Origin of the sequence: Nocardioides sp. J9 (assembly GCF_007829375.1) — a bacterium.
GTDB lineage: Bacteria > Actinomycetota > Actinomycetes > Propionibacteriales > Nocardioidaceae > Nocardioides.
In genome coordinates this window covers 26080-41761 of record NZ_VLJQ01000099.1, presented here as the reverse complement: position 1 = coordinate 41761, position 15682 = coordinate 26080, and the positions used below count along the sequence as shown (strand labels likewise).

At 73.3% G+C, this 15682-nt stretch carries 14 protein-coding genes and 2 pseudogenes; 6 read left to right on the top strand and 10 right to left on the bottom strand.

The window, feature by feature from the left end:
- Nucleotides 1-4: 4 nt before the first annotated feature.
- Together L615_RS17070 and typA are read right to left on the bottom strand one after the other, a co-directional pair.
- Nucleotides 5-673: a nitroreductase gene (locus tag L615_RS17070; protein WP_261376748.1), complete on the bottom strand. Its 669-nt coding sequence runs from the start codon at nt 671-673 to the stop codon at nt 5-7.
- Nucleotides 674-1269: 596 nt separating this feature from the next.
- Nucleotides 1270-3165: a translational GTPase TypA gene (typA, locus tag L615_RS17065; RefSeq protein ID WP_028654656.1), complete on the bottom strand. Its 1896-nt coding sequence runs from the start codon at nt 3163-3165 to the stop codon at nt 1270-1272.
- Nucleotides 3166-3231: 66 nt separating this feature from the next.
- On the opposite strand from typA, the gene L615_RS17060 reads away from it, so the two are divergent.
- Entirely contained in the window at nt 3232-3921 is a 690-nt protein-coding gene (locus tag L615_RS17060) for an aspartate/glutamate racemase family protein (RefSeq protein ID WP_028654655.1), read from the top strand.
- Between the two features lie 26 nt (nt 3922-3947).
- Here the strand turns inward: L615_RS17060 and L615_RS17055 are convergent, their stop codons facing one another.
- The 3 genes and pseudogenes from L615_RS17055 to L615_RS17045 form a co-directional block, all read right to left on the bottom strand.
- Nucleotides 3948-4244, bottom strand: a complete 297-nt coding sequence (locus L615_RS17055) for a PqqD family protein (RefSeq protein WP_028654654.1) — start codon at nt 4242-4244, stop codon at nt 3948-3950.
- Nucleotides 4225-5199 carry a hypothetical protein gene (locus L615_RS17050; RefSeq protein WP_145725839.1) on the bottom strand — a complete coding sequence of 325 codons (975 nt, stop codon included), beginning with the start codon at nt 5197-5199 and terminating at the stop codon, nt 4225-4227. Before L615_RS17050 ends, L615_RS17055 begins: the two co-directional genes overlap by 20 nt.
- A 19-nt stretch (nt 5200-5218) precedes the next feature.
- A pseudogene (locus L615_RS17045) lies at nt 5219-5566 on the bottom strand (lasso peptide biosynthesis B2 protein); the annotation flags it as partial.
- A 406-nt stretch (nt 5567-5972) separates the two neighbouring features.
- Between L615_RS17045 and L615_RS24390 the strand changes: the two are divergent.
- Nucleotides 5973-6716 (top strand): annotated as a pseudogene (locus tag L615_RS24390) (nucleotidyltransferase family protein); the annotation flags it as partial.
- 431 nt (nt 6717-7147) lie between these two features.
- Here L615_RS24390 and L615_RS17035 read toward each other — a convergent pair.
- Entirely contained in the window at nt 7148-7888 is a 741-nt protein-coding gene (locus L615_RS17035; RefSeq protein WP_145725837.1) for an SDR family NAD(P)-dependent oxidoreductase, read from the bottom strand.
- Between the two features lie 130 nt (nt 7889-8018).
- Between L615_RS17035 and mshA the strand changes: the two genes are divergently transcribed.
- Nucleotides 8019-9320 (top strand): D-inositol-3-phosphate glycosyltransferase, encoded by a 1302-nt coding sequence (gene mshA, locus L615_RS17030; protein WP_145725836.1) that lies wholly within the window; start codon nt 8019-8021, stop codon nt 9318-9320.
- Complete coding sequence (locus L615_RS17025; protein ID WP_145725835.1) at nt 9317-9850, top strand: YbjN domain-containing protein; 534 nt, start codon at nt 9317-9319, stop codon at nt 9848-9850. The genes mshA and L615_RS17025 overlap by 4 nt, the downstream gene beginning before the upstream one ends.
- Nucleotides 9851-9862: 12 nt before the next feature.
- Here the strand turns inward: L615_RS17025 and L615_RS17020 are convergent, their stop codons facing one another.
- Together L615_RS17020 and L615_RS17015 are read right to left on the bottom strand one after the other, a co-directional pair.
- Nucleotides 9863-11047: an RNA polymerase sigma factor gene (locus tag L615_RS17020; RefSeq protein WP_261376747.1), complete on the bottom strand. Its 1185-nt coding sequence runs from the start codon at nt 11045-11047 to the stop codon at nt 9863-9865.
- A 13-nt stretch (nt 11048-11060) separates the two neighbouring features.
- Nucleotides 11061-11480 (bottom strand): YciI family protein, encoded by a 420-nt coding sequence (locus tag L615_RS17015; RefSeq protein WP_145725834.1) that lies wholly within the window; start codon nt 11478-11480, stop codon nt 11061-11063.
- 326 nt (nt 11481-11806) lie between these two features.
- Here L615_RS17015 and L615_RS17010 point away from each other — a divergent pair, with 326 nt between their 5' ends.
- Entirely contained in the window at nt 11807-12829 is a 1023-nt protein-coding gene (locus L615_RS17010) for a DMT family transporter (RefSeq protein WP_145725833.1), read from the top strand.
- Here L615_RS17010 and L615_RS17005 read toward each other — a convergent pair.
- Both L615_RS17005 and L615_RS17000 read right to left on the bottom strand, forming a co-directional pair.
- On the bottom strand, nt 12811-13488 hold the full coding sequence (locus L615_RS17005) for a response regulator transcription factor (RefSeq protein WP_028654646.1): 678 nt from the start codon (nt 13486-13488) through the stop codon (nt 12811-12813). The two genes, L615_RS17010 and L615_RS17005, sit on opposite strands and share 19 nt — an antisense overlap.
- The gene (locus L615_RS17000) at nt 13485-14720 is read right to left on the bottom strand and encodes a cell wall metabolism sensor histidine kinase WalK (RefSeq protein WP_036516925.1); all 1236 of its coding nucleotides are present in this window, start codon (nt 14718-14720) and stop codon (nt 13485-13487) included. The genes L615_RS17005 and L615_RS17000 overlap by 4 nt, the downstream gene beginning before the upstream one ends.
- A 122-nt stretch (nt 14721-14842) precedes the next feature.
- On the opposite strand from L615_RS17000, the gene phoU reads away from it, so the two are divergent.
- Nucleotides 14843-15496 carry a phosphate signaling complex protein PhoU gene (phoU, locus tag L615_RS16995; RefSeq protein WP_028654645.1) on the top strand — a complete coding sequence of 218 codons (654 nt, stop codon included), beginning with the start codon at nt 14843-14845 and terminating at the stop codon, nt 15494-15496.
- The last annotated feature ends 186 nt before the right edge of the window (nt 15497-15682 follow it).

The window sequence follows — 15682 nt, the reverse complement described above, 5'->3', positions numbered from 1 at the left end:
GCGGTCACGGTCGCTCGACCCGGGTGACGACCTCGTCGAGCGACGCGCGCTCGGTGCGGAAGCTGTTGACCGGGTGGCCCGACGCGGGCCTGCCGAACGAGACCGCGCAGACGACGAGCCGGTCCTCGGGCAGGTCGAGCAGCTCGCGGACCGCGTCGGAGTGCATCGCGATGGCACCCTGCGCGATCGAGCCCAGGCCGAGGTCGTGGGCGGCGTTCATCAGGTTGGCGACGTACCCGCCGCAGTCGATGGCGCCGTAGGTCCCGTGCTCGGCGTCGGCGGTGACGATCGCGACGTGCGGGGCGCCGAAGAAGGTGAAGTTGCGCAGCATCTGCTCGAGCCGGCCCATGGAGTCGGACCGCTCGATGCCGAGCATCTCGTAGAGGCCGTGCCCGGCGGCGCGGCGGCGGTCGGCGTAGACCCCGCTGTAGGTCGTGGGCACCGGGAAGTCTGCCGCACCGGGGGAGCCGGACGACACCCGGGCGAGCAGCTCTTTACCGAGCCACTCCGCGGCATCGCCGGAGAGCAGGTGCACACCCCAGGACTGCGTGTTGCACCACGAGGCCGTGCGCTGGGCGGCGGTGAAGAGCCGGGTCAGCGTCTCCTCGTCGAGCGTCTCGGGCAGGAACTCCCGACAGCTCCAGCGGGTCGACATCAGCTCCTCGAAGCTCACGGTGGCTCCTCTCCTCGCCCGTCCCTCGACAGGTCGACTCCGCACGCTAACCACCGCCGCGGGACCGTTTCGGGGCCGTCCATGATCAGGGTTGTGGTGGGTGACCCGGGTCACAGCAGTCGGTCACAGCAGTCGTGGCTGGGAGGGCGGCGGTGCCGTGGGTGCGCGCCGCCGGGAATCACCGCCTGGGTGGTGATTCTCGAGGCTGGKGGGTCTGGTGGGGCTGGTGGGGCAGCAGGTGCGTCTGGGCTGCCGGACCGACGTACCTGGTGGCCGTTCCTGGGACTTGGTGGCCGCTACAGCAGTCAACAAGTTCGGGAATCGCCACCGGAGCGGTGATTCCTGTGACCGCTGGTGCCCCTGTGACTCCCCTCCAGTGCCAGTGCGCACGCCGACTGACCGGCGAAGAGCAGAAGCCCGCCGCGAATCTCTTCGCGACGGGCTCCTTCTGGCAAGCGGCGGGCTACTTGTTCGCCTTACGCGCTCGGCTCGCGATCGGCCCTCGCTGCGCTCGGGCGATCGCTCGCCTCGCAGAAGACAAACAAGAAGCCCGCCGCGAATCTCTTCGCGACGGGCTCCTTCTGGCAAGCGGCGGGCTACTTGTTCGCCTTACGCGCTCGGCTCGCGATCTTCCCGCGCTCGTTCTGGTCGAGGATGACCTTGCGGATCCGCACCGTCTCCGGCGTGATCTCGACGCACTCGTCCTCGCGGCAGAACTCCAGGCACTGCTCGAGGGAGAGCTTCTTCGGCGGGATGAGCTTCTCGAAGTTGTCGGAGGTGGCGGACCGGATGTTGGTCTGCTGCTTCTCCTTGGTGATGTTGACGTCCATGTCGTCGGCGCGGGAGTTCTCGCCGACGATCATGCCCTCGTAGACCTCGGTGCCGGGCTCCACGAAGAGCACGCCGCGCTCCTGCAGCGAGGTCATCGCGTACGCCGTGGCCGCGCCCGCGCGGTCGGCGACCAGCGAGCCGGACTGGCGCGAGCGGATCTCGCCGGCCCACGGGAAGTAGCCCTCCGAGATGGAGTGCGCGATGCCGGTGCCGCGGGTCTCGGTGAGGAAGTCGGTGCGGAAGCCGATCAGGCCGCGGGCGGGGACGATGAACTCCATCCGCACCCAGCCGGTGCCGTGGTTCGTCATGCCCTCCATGCGGCCCTTGCGGTTGGCGAGCAGCTCGGTGATCGTGCCGAGGAACTCCTCGGGGGCGTCGATGGTGAGGCGCTCGTACGGCTCGTGCAGCTTGCCGTCGACCTCGCGGGTGACCACCTGCGGCTTGCCGACGGTCAGCTCGTAGCCCTCGCGGCGCATCTGCTCGACCAGGATGGCCAGCGCCAGCTCGCCGCGGCCCTGCACCTCCCACGCGTCGGGGCGCTCGGTCGGCAGCACGCGCAGCGACACGTTGCCGATCAGCTCGGAGTCGAGACGGTCCTTGACCAGGCGGGCGGTGACCTTGTGGCCCTTGCCGCCCTTGCCGACCAGCGGGGAGGTGTTGGTGCCGATGGTCATCGAGATGGCCGGCTCGTCGACGTGGATGAGCGGCAGCGCGACCGGGTTCTCCGGGTCGGCGAGGGTCTCGCCGATGGTGATGTCCGGGATGCCGGCGACGGCGACGATGTCGCCGGGGCCCGCGGACTCGCCGGGCTTGCGCTCGAGGCCCTCGGTGATGAGGAGCTCGGTGATCTTGACGTTCTTGACGTCGCCGTCGCGACGCATCCACGCGACCTGCTGGCCCTTCTTCAGGGTGCCCTGCTTGATGCGCAGCAGCGCGAGGCGGCCGAGGAAGGGGGAGGCGTCGAGGTTGGTGACGTGGGCCTGCAGCGGGGCGCCCTCGTCGTACTCCGGGGCCGGGATGGTCTCGAGGATCGTCTGGAAGAGCGGCTCGAGGTTGTCGCCGGCCGGGAGGCTGGCGTTCGCCGGCTTCTCCAGCGAGGCGATGCCGGCCTTGCCCGAGGCGTAGACCACCGGGAAGTCCAGGGCGTCCTGGCTGTGCGAGTCGTCGAGCAGGTCCATGAACAGCTCGTAGGTCTCGTCGACGACCTCGTCGATCCGGGCGTCGCCGCGGTCGGTCTTGTTGACCACGAGGATCACCGGCATGCCGGCGTTGAGCGCCTTGCGCAGCACGAAGCGGGTCTGGGGGAGCGGGCCCTCCGAGGCGTCGACCAGCAGCACGATGCCGTCGACCATCGACAGGCCGCGCTCGACCTCGCCACCGAAGTCAGCGTGGCCGGGGGTGTCGATGATGTTGATCGTCATCCCGCCCTCCGGCGCGTGGGCGCCGGTGTAGCGGATCGCGGTGTTCTTCGCGAGGATCGTGATGCCCTTCTCGCGCTCGAGGTCACCGGAGTCCATGACCCGCTCCGCGACGCCCTCGGCCTCGTGGGCGCTGAAGGCGCCGGCCTGGTGGAGCATCGCGTCGACGAGGGTGGTCTTGCCGTGGTCGACGTGCGCCACGATGGCGACGTTGCGGAGGTCAGTGCGACGAGTCTTGGACACGAACGACCAGCCTACTGGCGGCGGACCTTCCCACCCGCATCGTCGCGGACGCCCTACACTGCCCGGATGCAGACCATCGGCCTCGTCGGCGGAATGTCCTGGGAGAGCAGTGCGGCCTACTACGAGGCCCTCAACCGTGGGGTCGAGGAGCGCCTCGGCGGCTTCCACTCCGCGAGGACGGTGATGGCGTCGGTCGACTTCGCCGAGGTCACCGCCCTGCAGGAGGCGGAGGACTGGGACGGCGTCGCGACCGTCCTGCGCGATGCGGCCACCTCGGTCGAGCGGGCCGGCGCCGACTTCCTCATGCTCTGCACGACGACCTTCCACCGGGTCGCCGAGCAGGTCCAGGACGCGGTCTCCATCCCGTTGCTGCACCTCGGTGACGTCGTCGCGGAGGCCACGAAGGCCGAGGGCGTGGAGACCGTCGCCCTGCTCGGGACGAAGTTCGCGATGTCGCGCACCTTCTTCACCGACCGGATCGCCAGCCACGGGCTCGAGGTCGTGGTGCCGGACGCCGCGCACCACGACGAGCTGAACCGGATCATCTACGACGAGCTGGTGCACGGGAAGGTGCTCGACGACTCCCGCCGATCCGTGGTCGAGATGATCAGCGAGCTGTGGGACGCCGGCGCCGGTGGCGTGATCCTCGGCTGCTCCGAGCTCGAGCTGCTCATCCGCCAGGCCGACTCCGAGATCCCGGTCATCCCGTGCACGACGCTGCACGTGAAGGCGGCGCTGGACCGCGCCCTGGCCTGACCACCCGCGCGTCGCGGACGCGGCCGTCAGGCGGCCGGGTGCACCATGCCCCTGCCGTGCAGCTGGTCGACGAACGCCTCGACGTCGGCCCGGCAGGCGTCCGGCGTGACGTCGTACTCCTCGGCGACGAGGGCGCACAGCGCGTCGACGTCGCGCGGCTCGGCGAGGTGGCGCCACAGGGTCGCGGCGACGCCCTTGACGGCGTAGTACTCGCCCTGGTCGACCCCCATCATCACGAACTCGCCGTTCATCTCGACGGCCTGCAGGGCGTCGTCGCGGACCCAGCGGGTCGCGGTGGCCTGGTCAGCGGAGCGCTTGGGCATGGTGGTCCTCTCGTACGGCGGGCAGGTCGGGCAGGCCGGGCAGGCCGGGCAGGTCGCCCGGGTCGAGGAGGTCGAGCGGGACGTCGCGCCCGATGTCGGCGAGCACGGCCTCGGCCGACGCTGCGACCGAGTCGGTGCCGCGCGGCCGGTCGAGCCGCGCCAGCCGCGCGCTCGCGGCGAGGACGGCGCTCCGCGCCAGGTGGGTACGACGGTGCGGACCCACGAGCAGCTCGTTGCGGTAGCTGTGCTCGTGCAGCGTGGTGAACACCGCCGCGCCGGTCACCGGCGTGAGCCGCAGCGGGCCGTCGTGCCGGTCGAGGGCGTAGAGCCAGCGCACCGGCAGCGGCTCGAGCGCGGGACGGTCCAGGGGCACGTGGAACTTGGCGTGCTCGGCCCGCACCCGGCGCAACCCCGCGCTGTCGCGACCCAGCCGGTCCAGGGCGTCCTGCCAGAGCTTGATCCGCGGCCAGCCGGGCAGCGCCCGGCCCTGCGCGTCGACGGGCACGACGTCGTCGCTGAGCACGTCGAAGCCGCGCCGGTGCATCTCCGCGGCGAGCGTGGACTTCCCGGCGCCGGAGTGGCCCAGCACGACCGCACACGCGTCGCCGACGCGGAACGCGTTGCCGTGCAGCACCAGGTGGCCGCGCTGGAGCATCAGCGCGCCGAAGGCGGTGCCGAGCAGGAACAGCCGCACCACGTCCGGTGCGGTGCCGGGGAGGGCGTCGACGGTGATCGCGGTGCCGCGGTCGACGGCGAACCGGCCGACGTCGGGGACGTCGAGGCCGATGCGCTCGCCGTCGAGCCACAGGCCGAGCGGGAGCAGGGAGGCGTCGGCCCCCGGGGGAGGCACCGAGCCGGTGCGGATGACCACGTCCGGCGTACCGGTGGACGGGGCAGGCGCCAGCTCGGGCAGCGGGAGGTCGCTGTCGACGAGGAGTCCGTAGCCGGTGTGCATGGCGGTCCTGGTGGTCGGGTCAGGGGCGTCGCGGCGCCCACGCGGCGCCGCCGACGCGGGTCCAGGCGTCGCTGGAACCGCCGGTGACGGCGACCTCGCCGGCGGCGACCCAGACGTGGGCCTTGAGCTGTCCGGCGGCGTCGCGGCGCAGGCCGAAGGTGACGGTGTGCGGCACGCGGGCGGCGCGCAGCAGCAGGCGGGCGGTCAGTGCCTGCGGGAAGCAGTCGGACCGCCAGGGCGTGCGGGTGGCGGCCGTGCGCACGACCCAGCCCACGCGCTCCCGCTGGCGACGGGGCCGGTCCCGATCCGGGCCCCGTCGCGTCCGGTGTGACTCGTCCGCCCAGCAGGTGGCGCACCACCGTGGAGGGGAGGACGAGCGTGAGCAGCCGGGTGACCCCCAGCAGCAGCCAGGCCGCCGCGACGGACAGCCGGCTGGCCGGACTCAGCTGCCGATGCCGATGATGATGTCGAGGTCGAGCTCGAGGTCCTGGGTGGCCCGGAGGCTGAGGGACTCGAGCACCGGCGGGGTGTAGGTCTGCTTCATGAGCGACTCCTCGGGATGACGGACGGAGGGAGGGAGGTCTCCGTTGACCGTTGAAACGGAACTCTGGGCCCGAGGGAACGCCCGCGCCGGCCGATCCGCGAAGTTTTTACTTTCCCGGGAGCCTCGCCGCGGCTGACCCTTCGTCCGCAAGGATCGTTTCCGATGGATTCGCGGGTGGATTCGCCCGTTCCGGCACCGCGCGGGACCCGGCGGTGCCACCCTCGGCTGCGTGACCGTTCCCTCCGGCAGGCCGGACCCCGCCCGCGCCGTCGTCACGGCGCTGGTGCGTGCCGCGCTCGCGGCCGAGGAGGGGGCCGCGGCCCCCGGGGTCTCCCTCGACGGGTACGCCGCCCGGGCCCTCTTCGCGACCGCCCAGCGGCACCGCGTGCAGGAGCTGCTGCGCACCCACGCCGACGCGCTCGGGCTGCCCGCGGAGCTGGTTGGGCTGCTCGACCGCTGGCGCCTCCTGGCTCGGCAGCGGGTGCTGCTGCAGACCCTCGAGACAGTGCGTGCGTGGGAGCTCCTCGATGCTGCCGGGGTCGATGCCCTGGTGTTCAAGGGCCAGGCGCTCGCGGTGCAGACCACCGGGCGGGCCGACGCCCGTGGCCCCGGCGACGTCGACCTGCTCGTCGCCCCCGACCAGCTCGTGGCCGCCCACCGCGCCCTGACCGGTGCCGGGTGGCGCCTGCGCGACGGGGTGCGCGTGGAGCCGGGGACCTGGTCGTGGCGGCACGTGAGCCGGTGGGGCAACGCGCTCACCTACCGCGGCGAGGGCGCCGACGTCGACCTGCACTGGCGCCTGGAGATCACGCCCGACGCCCACCCGCCGTTCCGCGAGCTGCTCGCCCGCGCCGAGCCGGTCGTGATCGGCGACGCGAAGGTCCCGACCCTGGGCCGGTACGACGCCCTGCGGCACCTCGCCGCCCACCGCGAGGGCTGGGTGTGGCTGCGCACGCTGGCCGACCTGCGCCGACTGTGCCGGGAGCCCGGCGTGCTCGACGGCCCGCTGCGGCCCGCGGCGGTCCGCTCGCTGGCCGCGGCCCGCACGACCGTCGGCCTGCCGCAGGGGGTGCCGGCGAGCGTGCACGCGCAGCTGGACCGCACGCCGCCCGCGTTCCTGGCGCAGGTGCTGCGCAACCACGCGGCCGAGGTGCCCTCCGGCTTCGGCGGCGGCGTCGGCGGCGCGATCGGGGCTCGCCACGAGCACCTCGCCGGCCGACCTGCAGCACACCGCGGTGGCGCTGGTGCTGCCGGCGCACGCCGCCTACCCGGTGCGCTCCCGCACCGCGTGGACCGGCGTCCCGCGGGCGCTCGCGCTGCGCCTCGCCTCCGCCCTGCGCGCGGTACGACGCCTCCTGGTCCCGCAAGCGGACGGAGGTCGTGCCGGGCGGCTCGGCGACGGGGTCAGGCGCGGTGCACCTTGTGCGAAGCAGCCTGCGCGCGGGGCTTGATCACCAGCTCGTCGATGTTCACGTGCGGCGGCCGGGTCGCGACCCAGGTGATCGCCTCGGCCACGTCGTCGGCCACCAGCGGCTCGGCCACCCCGGCGTAGACCGCGTCCGCGCGCTCCTGGTCGCCGTCGAAGCGCACCAGCGAGAACTCCTCGGTGCGCACCATCCCGGGCGCGACCTCGCACACCCGCACCGGCTGGTCGTAGAGCTCCAGGCGCAGCGTCTCGGTGACGACGCGGGTGCCGTGCTTGGCCGCGGTGTAGCCCGCCCCGCCCTCGTAGGCCGTGCGACCGGCCAGCGAGCCGACGTTGACGACGACGCCCGCGCCACCGGCCACCAGGGCCGGCAGCAGGGCCCGGGTCACCTGCATGAGGCCGATCACGTTGACGTCGTACATGCGGCGCCACTGGTCGGTGTCCGCCTCGGCGACCGGCGCGAGGCCGAACGCACCGCCGGCGTTGTTGACCAGCACGTCGAGCCGGGGGCCGACGGCCTCGGCCAGCGCGGCGACCTGGTCGGCGTCGGTGACGTCGCAGGCGACCGCGCGGCCGCCGATCTCGGCGGCGAGGGCCTCGATCCGGTCGGTGCGCCGGGCGGCGCAGACCACCTCGAAGCCCTCCCGGGCCAGGTGCCGCGCGGTGGCGGCGCCGATCCCGCTGGACGCTCCGGTGACGACGGCGAGGCGGCTGCTCATGACCCCCATCCTCCCGGACCGGGAATGCCGGGCAGACTGGGAGGGTTGGCCTATCGCCGGAGTCGGTGGGTACCGCCCCGACAGCGAGGGTCACGACGGCGGCACGACAGGCACGAGAGCAGGAGGTGGGATGGCGGAGCCGAGGGATCCGAGGCAGTCGCGCATCGGGCGCGTCGCCATGGTCAGCCTCCACACCTCCCCCCTCGACCAGCCTGGCACCGGTGACGCGGGCGGCATGAACGTCTACGTCCTCGAGGTCGCCCGCCGCCTCGCCGCCAGCGGCATCGAGGTCGACATCTTCACGCGCGCCACGAGCAGCGCCCTCGACCCGGTCGTGGCGGTCTCCGACGGGGTGTCGGTGCACCACGTGCACGCTGGTCCGTTCGAGGGACTGAGCAAGGAGCAGCTGCCCGGGCAGCTGTGCGTCTTCGCCCGCGAGGTGCTGCGCGCCGAGGCCGTCCACCCGCCCGGCCACTTCGACGTCGTGCATTCCCACTACTGGCTCTCCGGCCAGGTCGGTGCGCTGGCCCGCGACCGCTGGGGCGTGCCGCTCGTGCACTCGATGCACACGATGGCCAAGGTCAAGAACGAGGCGCTCGCCGAGGGCGACACCCCCGAGCCCGAGCAGCGGGTGATCGGCGAGGAGCAGGTGGTCGGGGCCGCCGACGTGCTCATCGCGAACACCGACCTCGAGGCCAAGCAGCTGATCAACCTGTACGACGCCGAGCCGGCCCGCGTCGAGGTCGTGCACCCCGGCGTGGACACCGAGGTCTTCCGCCCGCTCTCCCCGACAGACCGGGCCCGTGCCCGTCGCGAGCGCGACCTCGGCGACGACGCGCTCGTGCTGCTCTTCGCCGGCCGGATCCAGCCGCTCAAGGCGCCCGACGTGCTGCTGCGCGCGGTGGCCGAGCTGCTGGTGCGCCGCCCCGAGCTGCGCCCGCGGCTGGTCGTGCCGATCGTCGGCGGTCCCTCGGGGTCCGGCCTCGAGCGGCCGGCGTCACTGGCCAACCTCGCGGCCGAGCTCCGCATCGACGACGTGGTCCGCTTCGTGCCGCCGGTGCCCCAGCACGAGCTGGCGGGGTGGTACTCCGCCGCGTCGCTGGTCGCCGTGCCGTCGTACAACGAGTCCTTCGGGCTGGTCGCCGCCGAGGCCCAGGCCAGCGGCGCACCGGTCATCGCCGCCGCGGTCGGCGGGCTGACCACCGTGGTCCGCGACGGGCACAGCGGCCTGCTGGTCGACACCCACGACGCCCGCGACTGGGCGGTCGCCCTCGAGCGCGTGGTCGCCGACCCGGCCTACCGCGACCGGCTGGCGGCCGGTGCCCTCGTCCAGGCCGAGCAGTTCTCGTGGGAGGCGACCGCCGCCCAGACCCTGGCCGTCTACGAGCGCGCGCACTCCCTGATGCGCGAGGAAGCAGGAGCGCTGCGATGAGCGACCCCGCGAGCCCCCCCGCGAGCACTTCCGCCGGCAGCCCTGTCGAGGTCGTCCGCGAGCACCTGCGGGGCAACGACATCGAGTTCGAGGAGACCGAGCAGGGCACCTTCAGCTTCGCCCTGCCGGGGGAGAAGAAGCTGCAGACGCCGGTCCGCCTTGACGTCGGCCCGCACGCGCTCGGCGTCCACGCGTTCGTGTGCCGGCGCCCCGACGAGCAGTTCGAGCGGGTCTACCGCTGGCTGCTCGAGCGCAACATGCGCATGTACGGCGTCGCGTTCGGCATCGACCACCACGGCGACATCTACCTCGACGCCCGGCTGCCGCTCTCGTCGGTCACCCCCGAGGACCTCGACCGGCTGCTGGGCTCGGTGCTCACGTACGCCGACGAGTCGTTCAACACGATCCTCGAGCTCGGCTTCGAGAGCTCCATCCGCAAGGAGTGGGAGTGGCGCATCGAGCGGGGCGAGTCGACGAAGAACCTCGAGGCGTTCCGCGGCTGGCTGGAGTCAGGGCAGCCGGCCGACTGACGGTCCCGGTCGTCACGGGTGGCGCAGCCGTGCCGCCTGCCGGGTGAGGTGGTCGCGCTCGGCCGTGCTGGTCGCCCGCGCGGCCGCGACGGCGTAGAGCCGTGCCGCCTCCTCGCGCTCGCCCACCTGCTCGTGCAACCACGCTGCGGCCGCCTCCCTGCGCGGGACGTCGTCGGGGACCTGCTCGAGCTCCCGCAGCCCGGCCAGCGGGCCGTCCGCGGCGCCGACCGCGACGGCCCGGTTCAGCAGCACCACCGGGCTCGGCGCGAGGCGCACCAGCTCGTCGTACCACTCCACGACCTGGACCCAGTCGGTCTCCTCGGCGGTGGCGGCGTCGTCGTGGAGCGCGGCGATCGCCGCCTGGGCCTGGTACTCGCCCATCCGGTCGCGGGCCAGCGCACCCTGCAGCAGGTCCACCCCCTCGGCGATGAGCGCGGTGTCCCACAGCGACCGGTCCTGCTCGGCGAGCGGGACCAGGTCGCCGGTGGGGGTACGACGCGCGCGCCGGCGCGCGTGGTGCAGCAGCATCAGCGCGAGCAGGCCGTCGACCTCCGGGTCGTCGGTCGCCGCCGCGAGCTGCCGGGTCAGCCGGATCGCCTCCTCGGCGAGGTCGACCTCGCCGGTGAAGCCCTCGTTGAAGATCAGGTAGAGCACCCGCAGCACCGCGCGGACGTCCCCGGGCTGGTCGAAGCGCTGGCCCGACACCGTGCGCTTCGCGCGGGAGATGCGCTGGGCCATCGTCGCCTCCGGCACCAGGAACGCCTGCGCGACCTGCCGGGTGGTGAGGCCGCCGACCGCCCGCAGCGTGAGCGCCACCGCCGACGCGGGGCTCAGCGCCGGGTGGCAGCAGCGGCTCAGGAGCAGCAGCGTGTCGTCGGCCTGCTCGGTCGGCCCCGGGGCGGGCTCGCGCTGGACGCGCTCCTCCCGGCGTTGCCGGGCAGTCGCCGAGCGCACCTCGTCGACGAGCTTGCGACGGGCCACGGTGAGCAGCCACGAGCGGGGCTCGTGGGGCGGGTCGTCCGGCCAACGTCGTACCGCCTCGAGGAGGGCCTCCTGCACGGCGTCCTCGGCCGCTGCGAAGTCGCCACCGCGGCGGACGAGGACACCGAGGACCTGCGGCCCGAGCTCGCGCAGCAGGTCCGCGAACCCGTCGCCGTGCACGTCCACCACCGGCCCCGCCCCGGTCGCCCAGGTCACCCAGGTCGCCCGGTCACTCGGTGACGACCGGCGGCTCGCCCAGGAAGGGGCGCACCTCGATCCACTCGTGGATCGGCCGCCCGCCGGGGCCGGGCGCCGCGGAGAGCGACGCTGCCGCCTCGTGGGCACGCTCGGGGGTGTCGACGTCGATGACCATCCAGCCGGCGATGAGCTCCTTGGCCTCGGCGAACGGGCCGTCGGTCACCGGCGGGCGCCCCTCACCGTCGTACCGCACGAAGGTGCCCTCGGGCGCCAGCGCCTGCGCGTCGACGAACTCGCCGCGCTCCCGCATCTGCTCGGCCCAGTCCTGCATGAACCGCACGTGCGCGTCCACGTCCTCCGGCGCCCACTGGTCGATCGGCAGGTCGGTGCCCGGCACGTTCTCCGGCCCGCTGGTGCGCCGGTAGTGCTTGAGCAGGAGGTACTTCGCCATGGTCTGTCTCCTTGTTCCGAGACGGCCATCTTGCCGCCTTCACCCGGGAGACGGAGCCACCCCGGCATCCTCGACATCCGCCACCGGACCTATTTCCGGTCCTCTCTCCGGCGTCGGTCGACGGGCGGCCGGCTGGGGTAGTCCCGGGTCACCAGCACCCTGGAACGGCGTGTCGCGGTGCTTGTGACCCGGGACTACCGCGCCGGGAGCCAGGAGCTGTCCGCAGACCGGGTCAGCGGGCGGGTCGTGCACAGGGTCGGATCACGCGCGGGGCGGTGTGCGGAACCCGCGCGGCCGGTGTCGGTGGGCGTCCCTAGATTGGCCGGGTGACGAAGCGCGGATGGTCGCTGTTCCTGGCGATGTGCCTGATCTGGGGGCTGCCCTACCTGTTCATCCGGATCGCGGTCGAGCACGTGTCACCGGCGTCCCTCGTCTTCCTGCGCACGGCGCTCGCGGCCCTGGTGCTGCTGCCGCTCGCCCTCGCCCGCCGCGAGGTCGCGCCGGTGCTCGCGCGGTGGCGACCGCTCGCGTTGTTCGCGGCCATCGAGATCATGGTGCCATGGGTGCTGCTCGGGCACGCGGAGCAGCGCATCTCCTCGTCGCTGGCGGGGCTGCTGGTCGCCGCCGTCCCCCTCTTCGGGGCGCTCGCCTTCCTCGTCACCACCCACGCCGAGCGGTTCAGCCGCTCCCAGGCCGCGGGGCTGGTGCTCGGGTTCGCCGGCGTCGCCTGCCTGGTCGGTCTCGACCTCGACCACGTCGACCTGCTCGCTGTCGCGGAGATGCTGGCCGTCGCGGTCTGCTACGCCGCCGGGCCGCTCGTGCTGACCCGCTGGCTCGCCGACGTGCCCGGACTGGGCGTGATGGCCTGCGCGCTCACGCTCACCGCCCTCGTCTACCTGCCGTTCGGCGTGGTCGACGCGCCGATGGGGTTGCCCGGCGAGGCGTGGGGGAGCATCGCCGTGCTCGGGCTGCTGTGCACCGCGGTGGCCTTCGTCGTCTTCCTCGAGCTGATCAGGGAAGCCGGGCCGACGCGCTCGACGATCATCACCTACGTCAACCCCGCCGTCGCGATCGTGCTCGGTGTGCTGCTTCTCGACGAGGCGGTCACCGCCGGCATGCTCGTCGGCTTCCCGCTCATCCTCGTCGGCTGCTTCGTCGCGGCCGGGGGCCGCGGCGCCGCCGACGGTACGACGGCCGCGAGTGCCGACCCGGCCGCCGACGTCGCGCTCGAGGCCGAGTGCCCGGTCGACCTGGCTGCTCCGGACCCTGCCGGGCCGGGCCGACCACCTGGGCGCGCGGAGGAGGCCGGCGGGGCGAACCCGGCGTCGGGTCAGACGTCGAGCTTGTAGCCCAGCCCGCGCACGGTCACCAGGTACCGCGGCTCGCTCGGCTCGGGCTCGAGCTTGGCCCGCAGCCGCTTCACGTGCACGTCGAGGGTCTTGGTGTCGCCGACGTAGTCGGCACCCCACACCCGGTCGATCAGCTGCCCGCGGGTGAGGACCCGGCCGGGGTTGCGCAGGAACATCTCGAGCAGCTCGAACTCCTTGAGCGGCAGCTTCTGCTCGACGCCGTCGACGGTCACCACGTGCCGCTCGACGTCCATCCGCACCGGCCCGCCCTCGAGGGTGTCCGGCTGTGCCTCCTCACCGGCTCCGCGGCGCAGCACGGCGCGGATCCTCGCGACCAGCTCGCGCGGGGAGTACGGCTTGGTGACGTAGTCGTCGGCGCCCAGCTCGAGGCCGACCACCTTGTCGATCTCGTCGTCCTTGGCGCTGACCATGATCACCGGGACGTTGGAGGTCTGCCGGATGGTGCGGCAGACCTCGGTGCCGGGGATGCCGGGCAGCATGAGGTCGAGCAGCAGGATGTCGGCGCCGTTGCGGTCGAACTCCTTCAGCGCCGCGTTGCCGTCGGCCGCGATCGCGACCTCGAAGCCCTCCTTGCGCAGCAGGTAGGCGAGGGCGTCGCTGTAGCTCTCTTCGTCCTCGACGACAAGAACCCGTGTCACGGGCGTTCCTCCTGGAGGTGGGGCTGGACGGGGGCGGCAGGGGTGGCAGGGGTGGCAGGGCTGGCTGGGGTGGCAGGGACAGTGTCGGCGACCTCGCCGCCGGGGCGGGCGGCCGGGTCCGGGCGGCGCGGCAGCGCGAGGGTGAAGGTGGAGCCCTGGCCCTCGACCGACCAGACGCGCACCTCGCCGCCGTGCGTGGCGGCGACGTGCTTGACGATCGACAGGCCGAGGCCGGTTCCGCCGGTGGAGCGGTGCCGGGCGGGGTCGACGCGGTAGAAGCGCTCGAAGATCCGCTCGACCTCCTGCTCGGGGATGCCGATGCCCTGGTCGACGACGGAGACCTCGACCATGTCGCCGGCGGTGCGACGGGTCACCACCACCCGGGAGCCGGGCTCGGAGTAGGTGACGGCGTTGGAGACGAGGTTGCTGACGGCGGCGGCGACCTGCTTCTCGCTGCCGAGCACCGTCAGGCCGTGCTCGCCCTCCGCGACCACCGCGATCTCCTTGCTCGCCGCGGTCGTCGAGACGACGTCGACGGCGGTGGCGACGACGGAGTCGATCGACACCGGTGCGGGCGAGTCGAGGGGCTCGTCGCCCTGCAGCCGGGACAGCTCGATGATCTGCTGCACGAGCCGGGAGAGGCGGTCGCTCTCGGTGATCATGCGGGCGGCGAAGCGTCGTACCGCCTCCGGGTCGTCGGCCGCCCCGTCCACCGCCTCGGCGAGCAGGTGGATCGCGCCGACGGGGGTCTTGAGCTCGTGGCTGACGTTGGCGACGAAGTCGCGGCGGACCTCCTCCACCTGCCGCTCGCGGGTGCGGTCCTCGACCAAGGCCAGCACCAGCCGCGTGCCCAGCGGCGCGACCCGCGCGGTCACGTGCCGTGGGCTGCCGGCCGGGCGCGGCACGATCAGCTCGGTCTCGCGGATCTCGCCGTCGCGGCGTACCTGCCGGATCAGCTCGCCCAGCTCGTCGGACAGCAGGGTCGTGCCCCGCACGAAGCCCATCGCGAACGCCGGGGCGGACGCCTTGAGGACGGTGTCGGACTCGTCGACGACGACCGCGCTGCTGCGCAGCACCGACAGCACGGCGGCGACGCCGTCGGGCACGACCGGCTCCTCCGGGGCGCGGTAGCGGTGCTGCTGCCGGTCGCTGAGGTGCCACGCGAGCATGGCGCCGGCGGCCACGACGCCGCCGAGGAGCGCGGCCAGCACGGCCTGGGTCGTCGCGTCCACGGCTCGATCGTACGGCGGCACGCCGGCCCGTCCGGGCAGCGGGAACGACCCGCCGCGCGATGTTCACCCCGCGTTCACCGGGCGCCGCCGCGCGTACACCTGCGGCTCGTACCGTCCGCCGCATGCGTGATGCGTACACCGAGGAGCTCGAGTCCGTCTTCGCCGACCTGGCAGCCATCAGCCGCAGCGTGCGGACCGCCGTCCGCGACGCCAGCCGCGCCCTGCTCACCGGCGACGCGGCCGTCGCGGAGCGGGTCATCAGCGGCGACGCCGCCATCGACCGCGCCCGCGAGCAGGTCGAGGAGCGCGCGTTCAGCCTGCTGTCGCTGCAGCAGCCCGTCGCCGGCGACCTGCGCACCATCGTGGCCGCGCTGCGGATGGTCGCCGAGCTCGAGCGGATGGGCGACCTCTCGGTGCACGTCGCGAAGATCGCCCGCCTGCGCGTCCCCGAGGTCGCGGTGCCCGCCGAGGTCCGCCCGACGATGGAGCAGATGGCCGAGGTCGCCCAGGACATGGTTGCCCGGGTCAGCGACGTGATCACCACCCGCGACGTCGAGGCCGCGATCGCGCTCGGCCGCGACGACGAGGAGATGGACCAGCTGCGCCGCCGCAGCTTCACCGAGCTGCTCGGCGACGACTGGTCCCACGGCGTCGAGGCGGCCGTCGACCTCGCCCTGCTGGGGCGATACTACGAGCGGATCGCCGACCACGCGGTGTCCGTCGCCAACCGGGTGGTGTTCGTGGTGACCGGGCAGCACCCGGCGCCGGCGGCGTAGGAATCCCCGCCTGAGCGGGGATTCCCGCGCCTGGTGACCGTTGCAACGGCCGACAAGCGCGAGGAAACGTCATCAGGCTCGGCTCGGGGCCGGCCGGCGGAGGGGTTTCACCACCTAGGCGGTGAAACCCCTACTGGGCACACGAAATCAGGCCCGCCGGGGCGGGGAATCACCACCTAGGTGGTG

What these genes read in the sequence shown, in the direction of transcription:
- L615_RS17060 (WP_028654655.1), top strand. Translation starts at nt 3,232, where the DNA reads ATGCAGACCATCGGCCTCGTCGGCGGAATGTCCTGGGAGAGCAGTGCG.
- L615_RS17055 (WP_028654654.1), bottom strand. Translation starts at nt 4,244, where the DNA reads ATGCCCAAGCGCTCCGCTGACCAGGCCACCGCGACCCGCTGGGTCCGC.
- L615_RS17050 (WP_145725839.1), bottom strand. Translation starts at nt 5,199, where the DNA reads ATGCACACCGGCTACGGACTCCTCGTCGACAGCGACCTCCCGCTGCCC.
- L615_RS17035 (WP_145725837.1), bottom strand. Translation starts at nt 7,888, where the DNA reads ATGAGCAGCCGCCTCGCCGTCGTCACCGGAGCGTCCAGCGGGATCGGC.
- mshA (WP_145725836.1), top strand. Translation starts at nt 8,019, where the DNA reads ATGGCGGAGCCGAGGGATCCGAGGCAGTCGCGCATCGGGCGCGTCGCC.
- L615_RS17025 (WP_145725835.1), top strand. Translation starts at nt 9,317, where the DNA reads ATGAGCGACCCCGCGAGCCCCCCCGCGAGCACTTCCGCCGGCAGCCCT.
- L615_RS17015 (WP_145725834.1), bottom strand. Translation starts at nt 11,480, where the DNA reads ATGGCGAAGTACCTCCTGCTCAAGCACTACCGGCGCACCAGCGGGCCG.
- phoU (WP_028654645.1), top strand. Translation starts at nt 14,843, where the DNA reads ATGCGTGATGCGTACACCGAGGAGCTCGAGTCCGTCTTCGCCGACCTG.